The sequence below is a fragment of the Kribbella turkmenica genome (assembly GCF_004348725.1).
Classification (GTDB): Bacteria; Actinomycetota; Actinomycetes; order Propionibacteriales; family Kribbellaceae; genus Kribbella; species Kribbella turkmenica.
In genome coordinates, this window is sequence record NZ_SMKR01000094.1 from 1 (window position 1) to 20587 (window position 20587).

Genomic DNA, 20587 nt, shown 5'->3' on the forward strand with positions numbered 1-20587 from the left:
GGGCGAGTGGGGGCGGGGTCAGGCGGTCAGTGCGTTGACGTGCTCGACCAGCAGGTCGCGGAAGACCGGTGACTCGCGCAGGTCCGGCGTGAAGATCGACTCCACACCGAGGAGTGCGTCGACCACGGCGGCCGCTCCGGACACACCAGCGAGCGCCGCCTCGAGCCGACCGGACTGCGGGTCGTCGACGGTCGGGGTCTTGAGCACGTAGGTCATCCACGCCGCGACGGCCAGCGTGATCACGCGCGGCTCGGCGCCCGCGGCCAGGCGGTCGCGGACCGTACCGAGCATCCGGACCGGCAGCTTGACCGAGCCGTCCATGGCGACCTGCGTCGTCCGGTGCTTCAACGCGGGGTTGGCGAATCGCTCGAGCACGGTGGCGCCGTACTCGGTGAGATCCAGGCCGTCCGGTGGGCTGAGAGTCGGGACGACGTCCTCGGTCATCAGCGCACGGGCCAGGGCGGCCAGTTCGTCGTCGCGGACCGCCTCGGCGATCGTCTCGTAGCCGCGGAGCGCGCCGAGGTAGGCCAGCATCGAATGGGTCGCGTTGAGCATCCGGAGCTTCGCCCGCTCCCACGGCGCGACGTCCGGGGTGAGGACGGCACCGCCCTGCTCCCAGGCCGGGCGCTCACCGGCGAAGTCGTCCTCGATCACCCACTGCAGGAACGGCTCCGCGACCACCACCGCCTCGTCCCGTACGCCGAGCAGCCGGGCGGCCTCATCACGGTCCGCGCCGGTGGTCGCGGGCACGATCCGGTCGACCATGCTGGCCGGGAAGCGGGTCGCCTCGAACACCTCCGGCACCTTGCCGAGTGCCTCCACGTAGTCCGCGACCAGCCGGCGCAGGAACGGGCCGTTGGCCACCAGGTTGTCGCAGGACACGATCGTCAGCGGCTCCACCCGGCGGGCGAGCCCGGCGGCCAACTGCCCGACGACCGTCCGCGGCGGGCGGCCGGTCAGGTCGGCGCGGATCTCCGGGTCGTCGAGGTCGAGCCCGTCGCCTCTGGCCCGGTAACCCTTCTCGGTGACCGTCAGCGTCACCACCGACACCGCCGGATCCGCGATCCGGGCGACCACTTCCTCCGGGTCCTCGGGGGCCGTGAGTACGTCGCGGATGCTGCCGATCACTTGGACCGACGGGTCGCCGAGCCCGCGTTCGAGGACGGCGTACAGGCCGTCCTGCGGGGCGAGTTGGTCGCGGACCGTGGCCGAGCGCTGGCTCACCCCGGCGATCCCCCACCGCGTGTCCCCGGTGGCCACCGCAGCCCGCTCGGTGACCACGGCCTGGTGCGCCCGGTGGAACGCGCCCAGCCCGAGGTGGACGACGCCGACCGACAGTTGCCGCGGGTCGACCGCGGGGGCGACGGGAAGGTTGGTGAGACTCAGCCTGCTCAAGACTTCCTCTTTCACTCGGGTGGTTCTTCTTTGACTCGGGCCACGAGCTGGGTGGGGTTGACGAACCGCAGTGCCACCACCAGCAGTACCAGCATCATCGCCGTGTACATCACGGCCATCGCGTCGACCGACTGCTGGGCACGGATCCCGGCCGCGGACATCGAGTAGTAGAGCGCAACCACCAGCGTCTGCGAGTCCGGGCCGGCGGTCAGGAAGGTCAGCTCGAACATGCCGACCGTCCGGACCAGCACCAGGATCGCCGAGGCGAGCAGCCCGGGGACGAGCAGCGGCGCGAGAATCTTCAGGAACACCGCGCGGGTGTTCGCACCGAGCATCCGGGCCGCGCTCTCGATCCGCGGGTCGACCTGCTCGATGAACGGCGTCATGGTCAGGATCACGAACGGCACCGACGGCACCAGGTTGGCCAGCACGACCCCGGACAGGTGACCGGCGAACCCGAACTTGTACAGCACGGTCGCGAGCGGGATGCCGTACGTGATCGGCGGCATCAGGATCGGCAGCAGGAACGTCAGGTACACCAGCCGCTTGCCCGGGAAGTTCTGCCGGGCCAGCACGTACGCCGCCGGCGCACCGACCAGCACCGAGAGCGCGACGACGAGACCGGAGGCGAGCAGCGTCACCGAGATGACCTGCAACAGTCCGAACTCGCGCCACGCGTCGCCGTACCACTGGGTGGTGAAGCCGCTCGGCACCCAGGTGTCGAACCACTTCTGTCCGAACGAGCTGACCAGGACGGACCCGACCACACCGGCCAGGTTGACGAAGAAGAAGACGACCGCGGCCCAGATGAACCACGCGGTGGGAGTCGCCCTGATCGACCGGTTGCTCATCCCTTGCCTCCCGTCGATCCGGTGTACAGCCGCGATCGCCACAGCAGGACGATCACCACGACGACCAGTTCGACCGCGCCCATGATCATCGCGATCGCCGACGCGTAGGCGTAGTCGTACTGCTCGTACGCCGCCTGGTACGCGGCCAGTGAGATCACCCGGGTCGAGCCGGCCGGGTTGCCGACCAGCACGGCCGAGGGGAAGACCGAGAACGCGAGCACGAACGTCAGCAGGAACGTCGTCGCCAGACCGGGCGCGAGCAGCGGCAGCGTGATCCGGCGGAATCGTTGCGCCCGGGACGCGCCCAGGGTCGCGGCCGCCCGCTCGAGGGTCGGGTCGATCCCGCTCAGGTACGACAGCACCAGCAGGAACGCGAACGGGAACCCGGTGATGACGAGCGAGAAGAACACCCCCCAGTAGTTGTTCGTCAGCCGGACCGGATCCTCGATCAGGTGCAACGACAGCAGCACCCGGTTGAACCACCCGGTCGGGCCGAGATAGTTCAGCAATCCTTGCGCCGTCAGCACGGTGCCGAGGGTGATCGGTACGACGAGCAGCGTCGTCAGCAGCCGTTTGCCGCGGAACCGGCCGCGCATCCGGAACGCGATCGGGACGGCGGCGAGCACGTTCAGCAGCGCGGCCGGCAGGGCGATCTTCAGCGTGGTGACGATCGTGTCCCGCTGGTACGCGTCGCCGAAGAACTTCTCGTAGTTCGCCAGCAGGCCGCCGCCGTTCAGCGGCTGGAAGGACAGGCTCAGGCCGTAGAGGAACGGGTAGACGAACAGCAGCAGCACGAAGATCGTGGCCGGCAGCAACAACCAGAGCCTCCGGTCGACCCCGCGTTCGGCCAGCCGGTGGTGCCAGCTCGCGGTCGCGGTCATGACGGGTAGACCAAGAGGCGGCCGGGGCTGACGCCGAGTGCGACCTGCGCCCCGGGATCGACCCTCTGCTCGGTCCGGACGTGCACCCGGGTGCCGTCGTCGAGCACGACCTCGACCGCGTGCTCGCGCCCCTGGTACTCGACCACCTCGACGAGACCCTTCAGGCCTTCACCACCGAGCTTCAGGTCCTCCGGGCGAACGGCGGCGACCACCTCGTCGCCGGCCGCGACGACACCCTGGGCCGTGCCCGTCAGCGTGGTACCGGCGAGCGGGACGGTGACCTGGCTGCCGGTCACGCTGTCGGCCTTCAGGGTCAGCAGGTTGCGGTAGCCCATGAAGTCGGCGACGTGCCAGGTGGACGGCTTGGTGTGCACCTCTTCGGGCGTGCCGATCTGCTGCACCCGGCCCGCGCGCATGACGACCAGGCGGTCGGCCATGCTGAGCGCCTCCTCCTGGTCGTGCGTGACGTACACCGTGGTCAGGCCGAGCGACTGGTGCAGCCGGCGGATCTCGGTCCGCATCTCGAGGCGGAGCTTCGCGTCCAGGTTGCTGAGCGGCTCGTCCATCAGCACCAGCGACGGTTCCAGCACGGTCGCCCGGGCGATCGCGACCCGTTGCTGCTGACCACCGGACAACTGGCCGGGCAGCTTCGACGCGTGCTCGTCGAGCCGGACCATCTCGATCGCGGCCGCCGTCCGGCGCCGGACCTCGTCCTTGGGCAGCCGGCGCATCCGCAGGCCGAAGGCGATGTTGTCGCGGACGGTCAGGTGCGGGAAGAGCGCGTAGTTCTGGAAGACCATGCCGAACCCGCGCCTCTCCGGCGGCAGGGTGTCGATCCGGCGGTCGTCCTGCCAAATGGCGCCGGCGGTCAGCGGCAGCAACCCGGCCAGGCAGTTCAGCGCGGTCGACTTCCCGCAGCCGGACGGCCCGAGCAGGGCGATGAACTCGCCCCGCTCGATGCTCAGGTCCAGCCCGATCAGCGCGTCCGCCGCACCGAAGCGGCGACCGACGCCTTCCAGCCGTAGTCTGTCGAACTGCCTCACGACTTCTTGACCTTGCTGCCACCGACCTCGCGGTCCCACTTGTCGAACGCGGCGACCAGGCTCTTCGCGTCCAGCGGCACCTCGGTCGGGTTGTCGGCGATCAGCTTGTCGTACTCCGGCCGGCCGAACTCCGAGATCGCGTCCTGGCTCTCCTGCGGTGCCTTCGCCAGGTCGACACCCTTGATCGCCGGGCCCGGGTAGAAGTAGCCCTTGTCGTACGCCTTCGCCTGCTGCTCCGGGGTGAGCATGAAGTTCAGCAACTGCAGCACCGCGGCCTGCTTGTCGGTCGGCACACCCTTCGGTACGACGGCGTAGTGCGCGTCGGTCACCCAGTGGAAACCCTCCAGCGGGGTGATCGCGGCCTCCTTCGGCACTGTGCCGAGGACGCGCGGGTTGATGTCCCAGCCGGTCGTGGTGGCGATGATGTTCGCGGAGCCGTTGGCCAGTGCCTTCATCGTGTCCGCGGTGCCGGACGGGTAGAAGTCGACGTACTGGTTGAGCTCCTTGAGGTAGGCCCAGGTCTTGTCCCAGCCGTTGACCGGGTCCTTCGGGTCCTTGTCGCCGAGGATGTACGGCAGACCCATCAGGAACGTGCGGCCGGGACCGGAGTTGGACGGGCGGGCGTACATGACCTTGCCCTTGTTGGCCTGCGCGTAGGCGAGCAGGTCCTCGGCCGTCCTCGGCGGCGACGGGACCTTGGCCGGCAGGTACTCCAGGAGTGGGCCGGACGGGTAGTAGGTGATGGTGACACCGCTGTTGCCGGCCAGCTCCTGCATCTTCTGGGCCGGCGGCAGGTAGTCCTTCATCCCGGCGACGCGGTCGGCGTACCTGGGCAGCAGGTCGGTCCACAGGCCCTGGTCGCGACCGGCGGCCAGGCCGTCCACGCCGGTCAGGACGAGGTCGATGTCGACCCGGTTCGCGTTCTGCTGGGCCTTGATCTTGCCGGCCAGCTCGGGCGCCGGTGCCTTCGAGTACGTCACCTTCGACACGACGTCGGGGTGCTGCTCGACGAACTCGTCGATCATCCCCTGGGTGAGCTGCAGGTTGCCGGCCACGTCGAGGATGTTCAGTGTCACCGCCTTCGACGGCTTCTCCGGGACGTCCCCGGTGTTCTCGCCGGCGGGCTGGTTCGTGGTCGGTGCACCGCAGGCGGCCAGAACGGCGACCAGGCCGGCGGCGGCGACGATGCGGTTCCTGCGAGGGCCGATTCTCCACTGGATGGGCATCGGGGGCGTCTCCTCTGGATCAGGGGCGGTCCCGGCACGTGGCCGGGGTCGATCAGGGCTGTGGTGCGGGGCCGGTCGAGTCGCGGACGATCAGCTCGCCGTGCAACGTGCCGCGGGTGCCGATCGCGGTGCCGGGATCCGGGTCGTCCAGGACGGCCAGCAGCAGTTCCACCGCGATCCGGCCGGCCTCCTGCTTCGGCAGCCGGACCGTGGTCAGGGCGGGCCTGGCCATCCGGGACATGGCGATGTCGTCGATGCCGACCACGCTGACGTCGCCCGGCACCGAGATCCCCCGCGCGTGCAACCGGGCCAGCAGCCCGATCGCGACCAGGTCGTTGTAGGTGACCACCGCGGTGGCTCCGGTGGCGACGGCCTGGTCCGCCGCCGCCATGCCACCTTCGTACGTCGGCGCGAAGCTGCCGACCCGAGCCAGCTCGGCACCGTGGTCGTAGAGGGCGTTGCTGAGGCCGAGGGTGCGGTGCTGCGTCGACCACGAGGTGACCGGGCCACCGACCCAGGCGATCTTGCGGTGGCCGAGCGCCACCAGGTGCGCGACCGCCTGCCGCATCCCTCCCTCGTTGTCGTAGATGATCCCGGGCACACCCTCGGCCGTGCGGTTGACCAGGACGACGTTCGTGTCCTGGGCGATCGCGGACAGGTCGGCGTCGCTCGCCCGCGGCGAGCACAGGATCAGCCCGTCGACCTGCTTGGCCAGCGCCCGCACCAGGCCGACCTCGGCGGCCGCGTCCTCGTCGGTGTCCGCGACGAAGACGGCCACGTCGTACCGCCGGGCGCGGGCCTGGACGCCCTTGGCGACACTGGCGAAGAACGGGTTGGCGAGATCGGGCACGACCAGGCCGATGTTGCCGGTCCGGCCGGTGATCAGGCCGCGGGCCGCGCGGTTCGGCTGGTAGCCGAGCTGCTCGACCGCGGCGGCGACACGGGCGCGGGTGGCGGCGTTGACCATCTCCGGCATCGAGAGCGCGCGGGAAACGGTGGACGGCGACACGCCCGCCAGCCGCGCCACGTCACGGATCGTCGCAGGCATGGTCACCTCCTCCCTCGGTCAGGCGTGAGTCTGCAATCGGTTTCACCGGTGTGTCAAGAGTTCGCCGAATGTCGCCGCATGCCTTCCGCATCGCCTTGTGGACAATGACTTGTGTCGCACCGACAGGGCTGCAATCCTTTGCAGCAACCGTTGCAGCCGACCCCTGACGGAGGACCCATGCCGAAGGCACTGCAGCCACATCCGGACCGCGCGCTGCCTGCCGGTGAGGCCCGTGACCTCGCCCGCCGGATCCACGCGTCGACCAAGGGCCTGCCGCTGCTCTGCCTGCACGGGCACGTGGACATCTCGCTGTTCGCCACCGACGCCCCGCTCGGCAACCCGGCCGAGCTGCTGGTGATCCCGGACCACTACGTCACCCGGATGCTGATCTCACAGGGCATCTCCCCCGAGCGCCTCGGCCTCCCCCGCCGCGACGGCGCCCCGGCCGCGGACCCGCGGGACATCTGGCGCGAGTTCTGCGCGAACTGGCACCTCTTCCTGGCCACCCCGAGCCGGTACTGGCTGGAGCACGAGTTCGCCGAGGTCCTCGGCGTCACCACGCACCCGTCGGCCGAGAACGCCGACGAGCTGTACGACCAGATCTCCGCCCGCCTCGCCGAGCCGGACTTCCGGCCGCGCGCGCTGCTCGACCGGTTCGCGATCGAGCTGATCTCGACCACCGACGCCGCCACCGACGACCTCGCCCAGCACGCGAAGGTCGCCGCGGACCTGCCCGGCCGGGTCGTCCCGACGTTCCGGCCGGACGCCGTCGTCCACGTGGACCGGCCGGACTGGACCGATCTCGTCCAGCAGCTCGCCGCGCTGGCCGACGTCGACACCTCGACGTACGACGGGTATCTGCAGGCGATCCGGCAGCGGCGGCAGGCGTTCGTCGAGGCGGGTGCCCGGGCGACCGACCACGGGCACCTGAGTGCGGCCGCGATCCCGCTGTCCGACGCCGAGGCTGCGCGGATCTACGCGAGTGCCCGCAAGGGTGAGGTGTCGGCGGTGGACGCGAGCGCGTTCGCCGGCCACATGCTCTACCAGTCCGCGGTGATGTCGGCCGAGGACGGCCTGGTCATGCAGCTGCACCCCGGCGTACTGCGCGACCACGATCCGGCGATCCACTCGACGTACGGGCCGGACAAGGGGCACGACATCCCGGTCGCGGCCGAGTTCACCCGGTCGCTGCAGCCGTTGCTCGAGCGCTTCGGGCACGCGGACGGGTTCCGGATGGTGCTGTTCACCGTCGACGAGACCGTGTACTCGCGCGAGCTCGCACCGCTGGCCGGGGTGTACTCGGCGGTCCGGCTGGGGGCGCCGTGGTGGTTCCTCGACAGCCCGGACGGCATGCGCCGGTTCCGCGAACTGGTCACCGAGACGGCCGGTTTCTACAACACCTCCGGCTTCGTCGACGACACCCGCGCGTACCTGTCGATTCCGGCGCGGCACGACCTGGCCCGGCGGATCGACGCCGGTTACCTGGCCAACCTGGTCGTCCAGCACCGCCTGGACGAGGACGACGCGTTCCAGGTGGCGCAGGACCTCGCCTACAACCTGGCCCGGGACACCTACCTCAGCTGACGTCCCGCACCCCCGCTGCAGGTAGTCTCCAGCAGATCTGTTCGGTGGGGGAAGCTGTGAAGGAACGTGGATGAGGCGTCGTGCTGTCACGGCCGGTGGTGCCGTGCTGCTGTTGCTGCTGGCCGGTTGCTCGGACGACCCGGGCGACTCGGGTGCACCGCCGCCTGTGTCGTCGGCGACCACCACTGTGACGGTGCCGACGGCTCCCCCGGCGGCGGCCGCCGCGGCGTTGGGCCCGACCGGGCCGAGTACGGCGAAGCCGTGCCAGGGCGTCCCGATCCCGGTGGGCGCCGATCCGCAGACGGTGATCGACGCGCAGCCGCAGGGGACGACGTTCTGCTTCGCCAAGGGACTGCACCGGATCAGCAAGCCGGTGCGGCCGCGGACCGGTGACACGCTGGGTGGCGGTCCGGGCGTCGTACTGAGCGGGTCGGTGCGGCTCGACAAGTGGACGCAGGACGGTGACCGCTGGGTCGTGCGTGGGGTGCTGCCGGCGCCGTACGCGCTCAAAGGGCAGTGTGAGGACACCAAGACCAAGCCGTGCCAGCGCGGCGAGCAGTTGTTTGTCGACGGCAAGCATCTGACCCGGGTGATGAGCCTCGGCCGGTTGAAGCCGGGAACATTCTTCGGCGACTACGCCGCGAACGCCGTGTACGTCGCCGACGACCCGGCCGGCCACGCGGTCGAGATGTCCCGGACGCCGACCGCGATCGACAAGTCTGCGGACGACGTCACGGTCACCGGGCTGACGATCGAGCACTTCGCCAGCCGGCCGCAGGCCGGTGCGCTACAGGCCGGCCCGGGCTGGACGGTGACCGCGAACGAGGTCCGCTGGAACCACGCGGTGGGGATCATGGTGATCGAGGGCGACGGCGCCGAGCTCAGCCGGAACACGGTCGCCGACAACGGGCAGCTCGGGATCGGGCAGTACAAGTCGGCCGGCGTCCGGATCACCGCGAACCTGGTCACCCGGAACAACACCGACGGATTCTGGATCGCCGACTGGGAGTCCGGCGGGATCAAGTCGACCCGGTCGTCCGGCGAGGTGTCCGGGAACGACATCGTCGGCAACCGCGGGATCGGGATGTGGAGCGACATCGCCGAGTACGACCGGCGGATCACCGGCAACCGGATCCGGCACAACGCCGCCGACGGGATCCGGTACGAGATCAGCTACCAGGCGGTGATCGAGCAGAACGTGGTCGAGGGCAACGGGTTCGGCACCGGCCGCGGCTCCGGCGGGAGTCTGTGGGACGGCGGCGGGATCAACGTGAACACCTCGGCCGGCGTGCAGGTCCGCGGCAACCTGGTCAAGGGCAACCGCAACGGCATCTCAATCCAGTCCCGCACCCGCGGCGACGGGCCGCGCGGCAGGTACGTGCTGGCCGACGTGGTGATCGAGGGCAACCTGGTCTTCATGGACGACGCCACCGCCAGCACCGGCGTCGTCGAGAACAAGGGCTCCCCCACCGCGCAGGGCGCCGTCACCTTCCGGCGCAACAGCTACCGCTTCGCCGGCGACTCCCGAACCCGCTTCGCCTACCGCGGCAAGACGCTCACCTGGCCGGAGTGGCAACAGGCCGGCTTCGACAAGGACTCCGTCACCGGCTAGCGGGGAGCCGCGGTCGGCGCGAGTTGCCTGGCTTTGTGGCGTAGCCGGTCGGAGTCGCAGACGGCGGCGGCGACCAGGAGGTGAAGCGTCATCGAGCTGAGGTCGGACAGGCCGCTCTCGTTGAGCGAGGCGGCGGTGATGTAGCCGAGGAGGAGGGCACCACAGGCCTTCACGTACGGCGTGGGCGCCCGGAGCACCGAGATCCAGGCGACGATCAGCGCGATACCGACGATCGTGACCGCGAGCAGACCGGTCTCCCAGTAGAGGCCGAGCCAGCTGTTGTCGATCGCCATCACGTCGATGTCGCCTTCACCGCGCCGCAGCAGCACCCGCTTGTTGCCCAGCCCGTGGCCGATGATCGCCGTCTGCAGCGACACCTTCTCGTCCAGCACGGCCTGCCAGCTGGTGGTCCGGCCGCTGAGTGAGCTGATCTGCCGGGTCCCCTGGCCGCGCAGCAGCCACGTGTGCAGCGACCCGATCGTCAGGAACGCGACCCCGACCAGCGCCGGCACCGCGAGACTCGTCAACCGCCCGGCCCAGGTCTTCCGGGTCAGGATCAGCGCCAGCACGAGCCCGAAGGCGACCGCCGCTGCCGATGTCCGCGTGCGGCTGGCGGCGACCAGGACCGTACCCAGCCCGATCAGCCCGGCGGCCGGCAGGAACGACAGCTTCCGGCAGACGAACCCGATCAGCGCCAGGCCGAGCAGGATCGCGCCGACCTCGCCGACCCGTGGCGGCAGCATCGGAATGATGACGCCTTGCAGCCGGTAGCCGGTGCCGAGCGAACTGAGCGGCCGCCAGGCCTGGCTCGGCGCGTACGCCAGGCTGAGCACGACCGTGCCCGCGAGCAGCAGGTGCGCCCACAGGTGCGCCCGGATCAGCCGCTCCGGGACCTGCACCAACGGTCGCCACAGCAGGAAGATGATCACCAGCCCGATCAGGAACCGGGCCAGCCGCATGAGCGGCCCCGCCGGGTCGGCGAGCAGGAACGCGGTGGCCGTCGCGAACAGCACGTAGATCACGTAGAGGCTGCTCGCCGGGTTGAGCCGGGTCCGGAAACCGGGCTTGGTCGCCGCCAGCGCGACCAGGAAGATCGCGCCCAACAGCAGGCCCTTCATCAGGCTGTTCGTCGACCCGGTGGTCCCCTGCGGCGAGGCCACCCGGGCCGACCACGGCTGCACGCCGAGCACGAACAGGCACCACAGCATCAGCCAGAACCAGGCCGGCTTCTGGACCTCCTCGACGGTCCCCGGCACCGGCCGCGCCAGCTGGTACGACGACACGGTCAGCGGATCGGTGGAGCGGCCGACTCGGCCGGCGTGAAGTTGAGCGGGATGCCCAGCGTCTCGTCGTGCGCCGAGGCACCGATCAGCACGACGCCCAGCACCGGAGCACCGGCGAACTGCAGCGCCCCGGTGAGCCGGGCGACATCCATCTCCTTGTCGTGGCCGACCTGCACCACCAGCACCGACGCGTCCACGGCGGCCGCGAGCGGCGTGATCCCGTGCCGGCCGACGGCGGCCGGGCCGTGGATGACCACGGAGTACCCGGGCGGCAGGTCGGCCACGATGCCAGGCACCAGCGACGGACCGACGGCCTCGGCCGTCTCCTCGTGGTTCAGGCCGGGCGGCAGCACGTACAGGTCGGCGACCGTGCCGGGCCGGAACAGCTTCCGGGCCCGGATCGCCCGGGTCGCGGCCGGCTCGTTCACCAGGTCGGTCAGCCCCTCGTGCCCGCTGACGTGCTCGAGGACCGGCGTACCCTCCACGTCGGCGAGGACCAGCAGGGTCTCGCGGCCGTCCCGGGCGTTCGCCTCAGCCATCGCGAGCGCGATCCCGGCCGAGTTCGGCGTCGGCGAGGCCGAGACCACCAGCAGCGCGCCGGGGCCGCCGCCGGCGAAGGCCCGCGGGTTCAGCTCGCGCCGGGCGAGCGCGCCGCTCGCCTCGGCGCCGAGCGCGGTGATCTCGTACTGCGGAAGCTCGGGAGCCGCCCGGTGCCACGGCCGGCGGCGGTTGCTCTCCGACGCGGCGATCACCGGCGAGCTCGCGGCCCGGGCCGCCTGGTCGCGGGTCAGGATGTACGGCGTCAGGTGGGACCGGAGCAGGGCCAGGCCGAAGCCCAGCACCAGGCCGAGGATGCCGCCGACCAGGACGTCGCGGGCGACCATCGGCGACGCGGTCGCGGTGTCCGTCGTGGCCGGGGTGACCAGTTCGCTCCCGGTGCCGACCGCCGTCAACGCCTTGAGCATAGCCGCGGCGTCGTCGGCCGCCTGCCGGGCCTCGGTGGCCAGGCCGACGCGCTGGTCGCGGAGCGCGGCCGCGGTCTGCGTGTCGTCCCGCTGAACCGCCTCGTTGATCTGGCTGATCAGGCTTTTGGACTGCTGGTTGGCCGTCTTGGACCGGTCCTGCGCCTGGGCGGCCAGGGTGGTCAGTAGCGACTTGGCTTCGTCGTTGCGCTGCTTGAGATAGATGACCGCGATCGCGTTCGCCCGGCGTACCGCCTCCGAGGAGGTCGGGCCGTCCGTGGTGACCAGGTAGGCGTTGTCGGTGACCGCCTTGACCCGGGTCACCGCGGCCAGGTCCTGGACGGTCCGGTCCGTGGTCGGCAGGCCGAGCGACTTGGCGACGCTGCGGAGCAGGGTCGGGCTGGCCATCACCCGGGCCTGGGTCTCGGCCGGCAGGTCCATGCCGAGCGGGCCGGTCTTGTCCGCGCTGCTGGGCAGCTTCCCGACGAGGGCGGGCGGTACGGCGGGGCCGATGACCAGCTGGCTGGACGCCGTCCAGCGCTCGGTCTGGGCGAGCGCGAACACCGAGGCGCCGACGAGTCCGAGCAGGATGCAGCCGAGAATCAGCCACTTCTGCCGGAGCAGTGACTGAGCGGTCTCCCGCCAGACCACGGTGCCGGGTTCCATCCCCTACCTCATCTCCTCGGAGCCAGCGACCCAGGATATGCCCGAAGGGCGCGGGCTGGCCAAAGGGTCTGTCGGTGTGGCCTACTCTCTTCTCGAAGGTTCGGGGGCAGCTGAGGAACCATGTGAGGCGGGCCGTGGGGCGCGCCATTCTGTCCGAGGGGGACACCGCAGGATGAAGAAGAGATGGCTGTTCACGCGTCTGGGGCTCGTGGGCGCTCTCATCGCCGGATCGCTGGTAATCGTGGCCGCGCCGCCGGCCCAGAGCATCGAGGCCTCGCTGTCGGCGACGGCGAGCCCGACCTGGCAGACCAACGCGAGCGTGCAGGGAATCGCCGTCGCCGCCGGCAAGGCGTACGTCGGCGGCCGGTTCACCAGCGTCCGCCCGCCGGGTGCCGCAGCCGGGACGAGCGAGGTCGCGCAGGCCTACCTCGCCGCGTTCGACGCCGCCACCGGCGACCTGATCACCTCGTTCACCCCGGTCCTGAACGGCCAGGTGTACGCCGTCGCCGCCTCGGCCGACGGCTCGCGAGTGTACGTCGGTGGTGACTTCACCAGCGTCGACGGCGTCAAGCGCAACCGGATCGCCGCCTTCGACACCGCCACCGGCACGCTGGTCGCCGACTGGAAGCCCTCGGTGTCCTACCGGGTCAAGACCATCTCGGTGTCCGGTGACACGGTGTACTTCGGCGGATCGTTCGGCCTGGTCAACAACGTCGAGCGGCTCCGGCTGGCCGCGGTCGACGCGGACCTCGGCACGCTGTTGCCCTGGGCGCCGGCCGTCAACGGCGACGTGTACGCCGTGGACGTCGCCGACGACGCCTCCAAGGTGTACGCGGGCGGCCAGTTCAGCACCGTGAACGGCACGAACCAGAACACCGTGACCAGCCTGGATCCGGTGTCCGGCGGCGTCCTGCCGTTCCCGGGCGCGTCCGCCGTACCGCCGCCGAACGGTTCCTGCACCACCCGGGTGAAGGCGATCGACACCAGCGGCGACACCGTGTACTTCGGCAACGGCGGTGACGGGGGCGGCTGTTTCGACGGCACCTGGGCGGTCGACATCGCGACCAACACGCTGAAGTGGAAGAACCAGTGCCTGGGTGCCACCGAGGCGGTCAAGGTCGTCAACGGCTGGCTGTACAAGGGGTCGCACGCCCACGACTGCGCGAACCAGGGCGCCGGCGGCTTCCCGCAGGGCTTCGGCTACCGCTTCCTGCTGACCGAGAAGCTGACCGACGGCGCGCTCGGCCCGTGGTTCCCGAACACCAACGCCGGCCCGCCCACCGAGGTCGGCCCGCTCGCCCTCGCGACCGGCGGCGACGACCTCTGGGTCGGCGGCGACTTCACCACCACGAACGGCGTCGGCCAGCAGGGCCTGACCCGGTTCACCAACGAGGGCCCAGGCGCCGCGCCGGCCAAGCCGGCGAAGCTGCTCCCGTACAGCGTGGAACCGGGCGTCGTACAGCTGCACTTCCCGACCGTGGTCGACAACGACGACAGCACGCTGACATACCGGCTGCTGAAGGGCTTCAGCAACACCACGATCGCGACCTGGACCGCGAAGTCGACGCCGTGGGACCGGCCCTGGCTGCACTTCACCGACACCACGTCAGCACCGGGCGAGGTGACGAACTACCGGGTCGAGGTGACCGACGGCAGTACGACGATTCGCGGCAACTACTCCGACCCGGTCACGGTTGCCAGTACGGCGTCCACGGCGTACGACCAGATCGTGAAATCCGACGGACCGCAGGCCTACTGGCGGCTCGGCGAGGCGGCCGGTTCGACGACTTCGGTCGACTCGTCCGGGCAGAGCAACAACGGCACCTTCACCGGTGTCACGCTGGGCGGCGCCGGTGCGATCGCGGGCGACACCTCGATGACCGCGAGCACGACCAGCGGACGGATGATCGGCGAGAAGGCGTACAGCATGCCGCAGCAGTTCACCGTCGAGGCGTGGGTCAAGCAGAGCGGGTTCAACCGCGGCGGCCGGATCATCGGCTTCGGCAGTTCGAGGACCGGCAGCAGCGCCGGCGGCGGCGACCGGATGCTCTACATGCGCACCAACGGCTCGATCGTGTTCGGCGTGAACGACGGCACCCAGCGCACCCTGACCAGCACCTCGGGCAAGAACAACGGGCAGTGGCACCACGTGGTCGGCAGCTACGACAACGGCGCCATGAAGCTGTACGTCGACGGCGTTCTGGCGGGCAGCACGTCAGTCGGATCGGCGTCGCTGTACTACGGCTGGTGGCGCGTCGGGTACGACAACACCAGCAACTGGCCGGGTGGCGGGGCGACCCAGACCGGGATGGGCATCGACGAGGCGGCGGTGTACCCGTACGCGCTCAGCCCGCCCCAGGTCCAGAGTCACTTCGCGGCCCGGTGAACGCAGAGTCCGCCGACTGCGGCACAAAGTCATAACGCGAGGGTGAGGTCGGCTTCCGGTCGGCCCCACCCCGCGCTAGTGTCCGCTGGGTGCGTGCGTGAGGCGCGCAGCCGCCCCAAGACTGCCCCCGCCCAGTCCAAAGGACATTGATGAAGAAGTATGTGCTGGCCCTTGTCACCGCTGCGGCCGTGGTCGCCGCAGCGCTGATTCCCTCCGGACCGCCGGTGGAGGCGGCCACCGCCGGCTTCGGATCGGCCGTGTCGGCCATCAAGCAGACCTCGTGGCAGACCAACAACAGCGTGAACGCGCTCGCGATCAGCGGCAACACGGTGTTCGCCGGTGGCCTGTTCACCAGGATCCGCCAACCGGGCAAGCCGGCCGGCCAGGGAGAGGCCGTCCGCACCTACATCGCCGCGTTCGACCGCACCACCGGTGCGCCGACGGCCTTCGCGCCGACGCTCAACGGACCGGTGTACAGCATCGCCACCAGCCCGGACGGCAAGTGGGTCGTGATCGGCGGCGACTTCACCACGGTGAACGGGATCAAGCGCAGCAAGATCGCGATGTTCTCGGTCGTCACCGGCCGGCTGGTCGCCGCCTGGGACCCGGTGGTGTCCGCCCGGGTCAAGGCGCTGGCCATCTCCGGCAGCAGCGTCTACATCGGCGGAGCGTTCGGCCGGATCGACGGTGCCGTCCGCAACCACCTCGGCGCGGTCCGGTTGATCTACGGCGACCTGCTGCCGTGGAACCCGAACGCGAACGACGACGTGTACGCGATCGACGTGGCCGACAACGGCAGCCGGGTGTTCGTCGGCGGCCCGTTCAGCCGGCTCAACGGCAACGACCACTACTCGCTGGCGATGACGAACACCACCACCGGGGCGGCGTACTCGTTCCCGGCCGCGCTGGCGATCCCGAAGCCGACCGCGACCTGCACCACCCGGGTCAAGGACATCGACACGCTCGGCGACAAGGTCTTCGTCTCCAACGGCGGAGACGGCAGCGGCTGTTACGACGGCGTCCTGGCGGCCCAGATCAGTACCGGCAAACTGCTGTGGAAGAACAACTGCCTGGGCGCCACCGAGGCGATCAAGGCCATCGGCAACTGGGTCTACAAGGGCTCGCACGCGCACAACTGCAGCGACAGCGGCGCGTTCCCCGACGGCACCGGGACGCACTACCTGCTGGTCGAGAGCGCCATCGACGGCAGGATCGGCCCGTGGTTCCCGAACACCGACGCCGACCAGGCGAGCACGACCAAGGTCGGCCCGCTGGCGATGGCCGGCACCAGCACCGACCTCTGGGTCGGTGGTGACTTCCTGAACGTCAACGGCAAGGCGCAGCGGGGCCTGACCCGGTTCACCAACGCGCCGGGAGGCTCGGGTCCGGCCGTGCCCAGGGCGCCGGTGCTGACGGCCAGTACGGCCGGCCGGGTCTACGTGAAGTTCGCGGACTCCTACGACCTGGACAACCTGTCGCTCACCTACAACGTGTTCCGCGGCTCGACGAACGTCGCGTCGGCCAAGTACGTCTCGTACTTCTGGGAGCCGCGGAAGGCGTACACGGTGGTCAACCGGGGCCTGAAGCGCGGGTCGACGTACTCCTTCCACATCGAGGTGCACGACGGGCGCAACATCAGGCGGGGCCCGTCGGCGAGTGTGAGGATTCCGTGAGCGGTCCGGGGGTCTGCTCCTTGGGGCAGACCCCTGTCGTGCGCGATTCCGGCGGGGGCTGCCGGCCGTAGATTGCTTCCAAGGGGGGAACATGAACCGAGTTGTGGCTTTTCTGGCGGTGGCCGCACTGGCGCTCGGCGTCGTGCCGGCGCCGATCGCGACGAGCACCGGCGCCTCGCTGACCGCGGTCGCGAACTCCGCGTGGCAGACCGATGCGAGCGTGCTCGGCCTGGCCGTTGCCAACGGCAAGGCGTACGTCGGTGGCCGGTTCACCAGGGTCCGTCCGCCGGGCGCGGCTCCGGGGACCGGTCAGACGGTCCGGACCTATCTGGCCGCGTTCGACCAGAGCACCGGCGCTCTCGACACCACCTTCAACCACACGCTGAACGGCGTGGTCTGGTCGATCGTGGCCTCGCCGGACGGCTCCCGGGTGTACGTCGGCGGTGACTTCACCCGCGTCGACGGCCAGGTGCGGAACCGGATCGCGGCCTTCGGCACCGCCACCGGCGCGCTGGTGACCACCATCAGGCCGAGCGTCTCGTACCGGGTGAAGACACTGGCGGTCGGCGGGACCAGCCTGTACTTCGGCGGCTCGTTCGGGCTCGTGAACGGCGTCGCCCGGAACCGCGCGGCGGCGATCAGCACGGTCACCGGCGGTCTGCTGCCGTGGAACCCGAACGCCGACGCGGACGTGTACGCGATCGACGCGGCCGACGACAACTCCAGGGTCTACCTCGGTGGGACGTTCGCGAAGATCGGCGGCGTCAGCCGCTGGGCGGTTGCCAGCGTCGACGACTCCACCGGCGCGCTGTTGCCGTTCGCCGCGGCGTCCGCCGTTCCGCTGCCGTCGTCCGGGTGCACGTCCCGGGTCAAGGACATCGAGACCGCCGGCAACCGGGTGTACTTCGCCAACGCCGGGGACGGCCGCGGCTGCTTCGACGGGACCTGGGCGGCGGACGTCGCCACCGGCAACCTGGTCTGGAAGAACAACTGCCTGGGCGCGACCGAGGCGGTCACCTACGTCAACGGCTGGCTGTTCAAGGGGTCGCACGCGCACAGCTGCCCGGGTGCATTCCAGGACGGCACCGGCGCGCACTTCCTGTTGCTGCAGAACCCGGCCACCGGCTCGCTCGGCCCCTGGTTCCCGAACACGAACGCGGGCCCGCCGACCGTGGTCGGGCCGCTCGTGTCGGCAACGGGCGGGACGGACCTGTGGGTCGGCGGTGATTTCACCAAGGTCAACGGTGCCGGTCAGCAGGGCCTGACACGGTTCACCAACCTGGGCCCGGGCGCCAAACCACTCGGCCCGGCGCTGCCGACGCTGTCCAGTACGACGGCCGGCCAGGTGAAGGCCACCGTCCAGGCGTCCCTGGACAACGACGACATCACGCTGACCTATCGACTGCTCCGCGGCGCCGCCAACACCGTTGTCGCCACGACCACGGCCGACTCCACCTTCTGGAGCCGGCCCAACGTCACCCTGACCGACCCCTCGGCCCCGTCAGGAACCTCGCAGATGTACCGCATCGAGGTATTCGACGGCAACCACGCGGTCCGCGGCGGCTACTCGACCATCACCGTCCGCTGAACGCCCAAGCGACCATCAGCCCGAACTCGGCCCGCCAGAACGGGCCACCGTGTTCCCGGGCCGCTCGGTCAGCACGACGTCCGCAGCGGCGTCGCGCAGCGCGTCCGCCCACCGGGTCGCGTTCTCGAGGAACCACGGCTCCTCCGTGCCGGCGACGAGACCAGCGCGCGGGAGCGGGTCGGCAGGTGACCGTCACCGGCGAACACGGCCACCTCCGGCGGAGCTGGTGGAACGTACACCGTGACCTGGCGGCCGCCGTCGTACTCGAACGGGTCGGTGACGAACTCGCCTGCTGCCCGATCAGGACTCATCGGTCGCACCTCGGCCCCTCCGGGTCGGGTCACCAGCGGTACGCCGGTGAGCGGTGATGGCCCGCCAGGCTTCGTGCCACCAGAGCAAGAGGGTGCAGAAGGAGGCGCCGGCCAGACCCCAGGCCGCGCCGCGGGCGCCGCTCAGGTAGGCGCCACCAACGCCGCAGGTGACCAGGACGACCGACGAGATCAGCCGGACCCGGAGTCCCCGGGTGGCGGCCGCCAGGGCGCGCATGATCGCGAACGCGCCGGCGTTCGACGCACCAAGGGCCTGCAGCAGGATCACCGGGACCATCACCGTGCCGGCCTCTGCCCAGACGCCGGGGCCGAGGAGTTGCTCGCCGACGACCTCAGGCAGCAGCAGGAATACCGCTCCCCAGGCCAGGGCGCCCGCGCCGACACCCAGTGAGATCGCCAGGCCGACCAGCCACAGCCGGCGGTAGGAGTGCCGCAGCGCCCGCGCGGCCTCTGGCACCGAGATCATCCGGATGCCCTGGTTGAGCACGTTCACCGGGCCGAGCAGGACCTGCGCACCGCGGATGCCCGCGGTCGCCGCGAGACCCGCGGCCGCGGTGATGCCGAGCATGTAGACCTGGATGGTGCCGGACACCGCGAGCATCTCCCCCATGTACTTCGGCGTGAGATCCCAGTGCGTCCGCACCCATTCGCGGACCAACTGCCGTCGCGGCGACACCCCGGCCTGGAACCGGCCGGCCACGGCGGCAACCACCGCACCGAGTCCCCAGCCGAGCGTCAACGTGAACGCGGACGCCGCACCCGTGAGGTAGAGCCCGCCGAAGATCGCGAGCATCGCGAGCAGCCAGATCAGGTCGTTGACGAACGCCCGACGGCCCTCGCCGACCACGAAGAACGCCCAGCGCCACGCGTCCTGCAGCAGCAACCCCGGCATCGTCACGGCGAACGCGATCAGCACACCCTTGGCCGGCACTCCGGGGAACGCCGCGATCGCCAGGCCGACGAGGAGCCCGGCGAACCCCATCAGCAACGCGGTTGCCGTACTCGCGCGCACGGCACGTTGCCAGTCCGGACCGCGGTGGCCGGAGTACCGGACGGCCAGCGGCTCGGTGGCGACGGCGCGGGAGACGTTCAGGGCGATCGTGTACCCGCCGAAGGCCAGCGCGTAGACACCGAAGTCGGCGACCGTGCTCGAGCGGGCGACGACCACGCCGACGGCGAGGTTGCTCAGGCTGGACAGCGCCTGGTCGGCCAGCCCCCAGCTCGCCCGGCCGGCCGGTCCGGCGAGCCGCCGGAGCTTCGGCCGCCGGGGGAACTTCACGACGGCAACTCTAGGAGACCGGCTTCGGCGGGTTGCGCAGGATGCCCAGGCCGAAGCGCGGAATGCCCAGCACGTACCGCTTCCACAACCGGCGGGGCTCCTTGTAGAGCCGGTAGCTCCACTCCAGCCCGGACTTCTGCATCCATTGCGGCGCCCGGTCCAGCCGGCCGGTGTGGAAGTCGAAGGCGGCGCCGACACCGATCAGGATCGCGGCGTCCAGCCGGTCCCGGTGCTCGGCCATCCAGCGCTCCTGCTTCGGCGCGCCGAGACCGACCCAGATGATGTCGGCCCTGGAGGCGTTCATGTCCGCGACCACCGCGGCGTCCTCGGCATCGGTCAGCGGCCGGTACGGCGGGCAGTGCACGCCGACGACCTTCAGCGCCGGGTGGCGCTCCTGGAAGGTATCCCGCAACTCCGCCGCGACTCCCTCGGCGCCACCGTAGAAGTACTGCGTCCAGCCGTGCTCGGCCGCCTCGGCCATCACCCGCTCGAGCAGATCCGGCCCGGCCACCCGGCCCATCCGCTCGAAGCCGGCCTTCCGGCCTGCCCACACCAGCGGCATGCCGTCCGGCACGGTGAGACCGGAGGTGTTGAACACCTGGTTCAAGTGCTCGTCGGTGCTGGCGTGCAGCAGCGAGTTCATGTCCGAGACGCAGACCAGGTGCCGTTCGCCGCGGTCGATCCAGCGCCCGAACGTCTCGACCGTCTCGTCCAGGTTCGTCGCACTCACGTGCACGCCGAGTACGTCGACCCGGTCCGGACCACTGGTCACCGTCTGCAT

General features: G+C 70.5%; 16 protein-coding genes. 5 read left to right on the forward strand and 11 right to left on the reverse strand.

Features of this window, described 5'->3' with window-relative positions; translation table 11 throughout:
• Nucleotides 1–18: 18 nt before the first annotated feature.
• The 6 genes from E1218_RS21175 to E1218_RS21200 are packed head-to-tail and all read right to left on the reverse strand — an operon-like array spanning nucleotide 19 to nucleotide 6444.
• On the reverse strand, nucleotides 19–1395 hold the full coding sequence (locus E1218_RS21175; RefSeq protein ID WP_132322786.1) for a mannitol dehydrogenase family protein: 1377 nt from the start codon (nucleotides 1393–1395) through the stop codon (nucleotides 19–21).
• An 11-nt stretch (nucleotides 1396–1406) separates the two neighbouring features.
• The gene (locus E1218_RS21180; RefSeq protein WP_132322788.1) at nucleotides 1407–2246 is read right to left on the reverse strand and encodes an ABC transporter permease; all 840 of its coding nucleotides are present in this window, start codon (nucleotides 2244–2246) and stop codon (nucleotides 1407–1409) included.
• A complete protein-coding gene (locus E1218_RS21185; protein WP_132322790.1) occupies nucleotides 2243–3127 on the reverse strand; it encodes an ABC transporter permease in 885 nt (294 codons plus the stop codon). Before E1218_RS21185 ends, E1218_RS21180 begins: the two co-directional genes overlap by 4 nt.
• Complete coding sequence (locus E1218_RS21190) at nucleotides 3124–4170, reverse strand: ABC transporter ATP-binding protein (RefSeq protein ID WP_132322792.1); 1047 nt, start codon at nucleotides 4168–4170, stop codon at nucleotides 3124–3126. The genes E1218_RS21185 and E1218_RS21190 overlap by 4 nt, the downstream gene beginning before the upstream one ends.
• Nucleotides 4167–5396, reverse strand: coding sequence for an ABC transporter substrate-binding protein (locus E1218_RS21195; RefSeq protein WP_132322794.1), 1230 nt, complete (start codon nucleotides 5394–5396; stop codon nucleotides 4167–4169). Before E1218_RS21195 ends, E1218_RS21190 begins: the two co-directional genes overlap by 4 nt.
• A gap of 52 nt (nucleotides 5397–5448) precedes the next feature.
• Nucleotides 5449–6444: a LacI family DNA-binding transcriptional regulator gene (locus tag E1218_RS21200; RefSeq protein ID WP_132322796.1), complete on the reverse strand. Its 996-nt coding sequence runs from the start codon at nucleotides 6442–6444 to the stop codon at nucleotides 5449–5451.
• 177 nt (nucleotides 6445–6621) lie between these two features.
• On the opposite strand from E1218_RS21200, the gene uxaC reads away from it, so the two are divergent.
• Both uxaC and E1218_RS21210 read left to right on the forward strand, forming a co-directional pair.
• Complete coding sequence (gene uxaC / locus E1218_RS21205; protein WP_132322798.1) at nucleotides 6622–8028, forward strand: glucuronate isomerase; 1407 nt, start codon at nucleotides 6622–6624, stop codon at nucleotides 8026–8028.
• 70 nt (nucleotides 8029–8098) lie between these two features.
• The gene (locus E1218_RS21210; protein ID WP_132322800.1) at nucleotides 8099–9640 is read left to right on the forward strand and encodes a right-handed parallel beta-helix repeat-containing protein; all 1542 of its coding nucleotides are present in this window, start codon (nucleotides 8099–8101) and stop codon (nucleotides 9638–9640) included.
• On the opposite strand, the gene E1218_RS21215 is transcribed toward E1218_RS21210, so the two are convergent.
• Nucleotides 9637–10923: an O-antigen ligase family protein gene (locus tag E1218_RS21215; RefSeq protein WP_233712359.1), complete on the reverse strand. Its 1287-nt coding sequence runs from the start codon at nucleotides 10921–10923 to the stop codon at nucleotides 9637–9639. The genes E1218_RS21210 and E1218_RS21215 overlap by 4 nt on opposite strands.
• A gap of 2 nt (nucleotides 10924–10925) precedes the next feature.
• Nucleotides 10926–12551, reverse strand: a complete 1626-nt coding sequence (locus tag E1218_RS21220) for a Wzz/FepE/Etk N-terminal domain-containing protein (protein WP_132322802.1) — start codon at nucleotides 12549–12551, stop codon at nucleotides 10926–10928.
• Between the two features lie 172 nt (nucleotides 12552–12723).
• On the opposite strand from E1218_RS21220, the gene E1218_RS21225 reads away from it, so the two are divergent.
• The 3 genes from E1218_RS21225 to E1218_RS21235 all read left to right on the forward strand — a co-directional run bounded on the left by E1218_RS21225 (nucleotide 12724) and on the right by E1218_RS21235 (nucleotide 18198).
• Nucleotides 12724–14937, forward strand: a complete 2214-nt coding sequence (locus E1218_RS21225; RefSeq protein ID WP_132322804.1) for a LamG-like jellyroll fold domain-containing protein — start codon at nucleotides 12724–12726, stop codon at nucleotides 14935–14937.
• A gap of 149 nt (nucleotides 14938–15086) precedes the next feature.
• Entirely contained in the window at nucleotides 15087–16610 is a 1524-nt protein-coding gene (locus tag E1218_RS21230) for a WD40 repeat domain-containing protein (protein WP_132322806.1), read from the forward strand.
• Between the two features lie 91 nt (nucleotides 16611–16701).
• Nucleotides 16702–18198, forward strand: a complete 1497-nt coding sequence (locus tag E1218_RS21235) for a fibronectin type III domain-containing protein (protein WP_165949361.1) — start codon at nucleotides 16702–16704, stop codon at nucleotides 18196–18198.
• Nucleotides 18199–18266: 68 nt separating this feature from the next.
• Here the strand turns inward: E1218_RS21235 and E1218_RS21240 are convergent, their stop codons facing one another.
• The 3 genes from E1218_RS21240 to E1218_RS21250 are packed head-to-tail and all read right to left on the reverse strand — an operon-like array spanning nucleotide 18267 to nucleotide 20587.
• The gene (locus tag E1218_RS21240) at nucleotides 18267–18509 is read right to left on the reverse strand and encodes a hypothetical protein (RefSeq protein WP_233712360.1); all 243 of its coding nucleotides are present in this window, start codon (nucleotides 18507–18509) and stop codon (nucleotides 18267–18269) included.
• Nucleotides 18499–19806: an MATE family efflux transporter gene (locus tag E1218_RS21245; protein WP_132322808.1), complete on the reverse strand. Its 1308-nt coding sequence runs from the start codon at nucleotides 19804–19806 to the stop codon at nucleotides 18499–18501. Before E1218_RS21245 ends, E1218_RS21240 begins: the two co-directional genes overlap by 11 nt.
• 10 nt (nucleotides 19807–19816) lie before the next feature.
• A complete protein-coding gene (locus E1218_RS21250) occupies nucleotides 19817–20587 on the reverse strand; it encodes a WecB/TagA/CpsF family glycosyltransferase (RefSeq protein WP_132322810.1) in 771 nt (256 codons plus the stop codon).

Excerpts from the sequence above, each read along its gene's own strand:
- E1218_RS21235 (WP_165949361.1), top strand. The coding sequence starts at position 16,702 with ATGAACCGAGTTGTGGCTTTTCTGGCGGTGGCCGCACTGGCGCTCGGC.
- E1218_RS21195 (WP_132322794.1), bottom strand. The coding sequence starts at position 5,396 with ATGCCCATCCAGTGGAGAATCGGCCCTCGCAGGAACCGCATCGTCGCC.
- uxaC (WP_132322798.1), top strand. The coding sequence starts at position 6,622 with ATGCCGAAGGCACTGCAGCCACATCCGGACCGCGCGCTGCCTGCCGGT.
- E1218_RS21240 (WP_233712360.1), bottom strand. The coding sequence starts at position 18,509 with ATGAGTCCTGATCGGGCAGCAGGCGAGTTCGTCACCGACCCGTTCGAG.
- E1218_RS21185 (WP_132322790.1), bottom strand. The coding sequence starts at position 3,127 with ATGACCGCGACCGCGAGCTGGCACCACCGGCTGGCCGAACGCGGGGTC.
- E1218_RS21180 (WP_132322788.1), bottom strand. The coding sequence starts at position 2,246 with ATGAGCAACCGGTCGATCAGGGCGACTCCCACCGCGTGGTTCATCTGG.
- E1218_RS21230 (WP_132322806.1), top strand. The coding sequence starts at position 15,087 with ATGAAGAAGTATGTGCTGGCCCTTGTCACCGCTGCGGCCGTGGTCGCC.
- E1218_RS21250 (WP_132322810.1), bottom strand. The coding sequence starts at position 20,587 with ATGCAGACGGTGACCAGTGGTCCGGACCGGGTCGACGTACTCGGCGTG.
- E1218_RS21200 (WP_132322796.1), bottom strand. The coding sequence starts at position 6,444 with ATGCCTGCGACGATCCGTGACGTGGCGCGGCTGGCGGGCGTGTCGCCG.
- E1218_RS21225 (WP_132322804.1), top strand. The coding sequence starts at position 12,724 with ATGAAGAAGAGATGGCTGTTCACGCGTCTGGGGCTCGTGGGCGCTCTC.
- E1218_RS21220 (WP_132322802.1), bottom strand. The coding sequence starts at position 12,551 with ATGGAACCCGGCACCGTGGTCTGGCGGGAGACCGCTCAGTCACTGCTC.
- E1218_RS21210 (WP_132322800.1), top strand. The coding sequence starts at position 8,099 with ATGAGGCGTCGTGCTGTCACGGCCGGTGGTGCCGTGCTGCTGTTGCTG.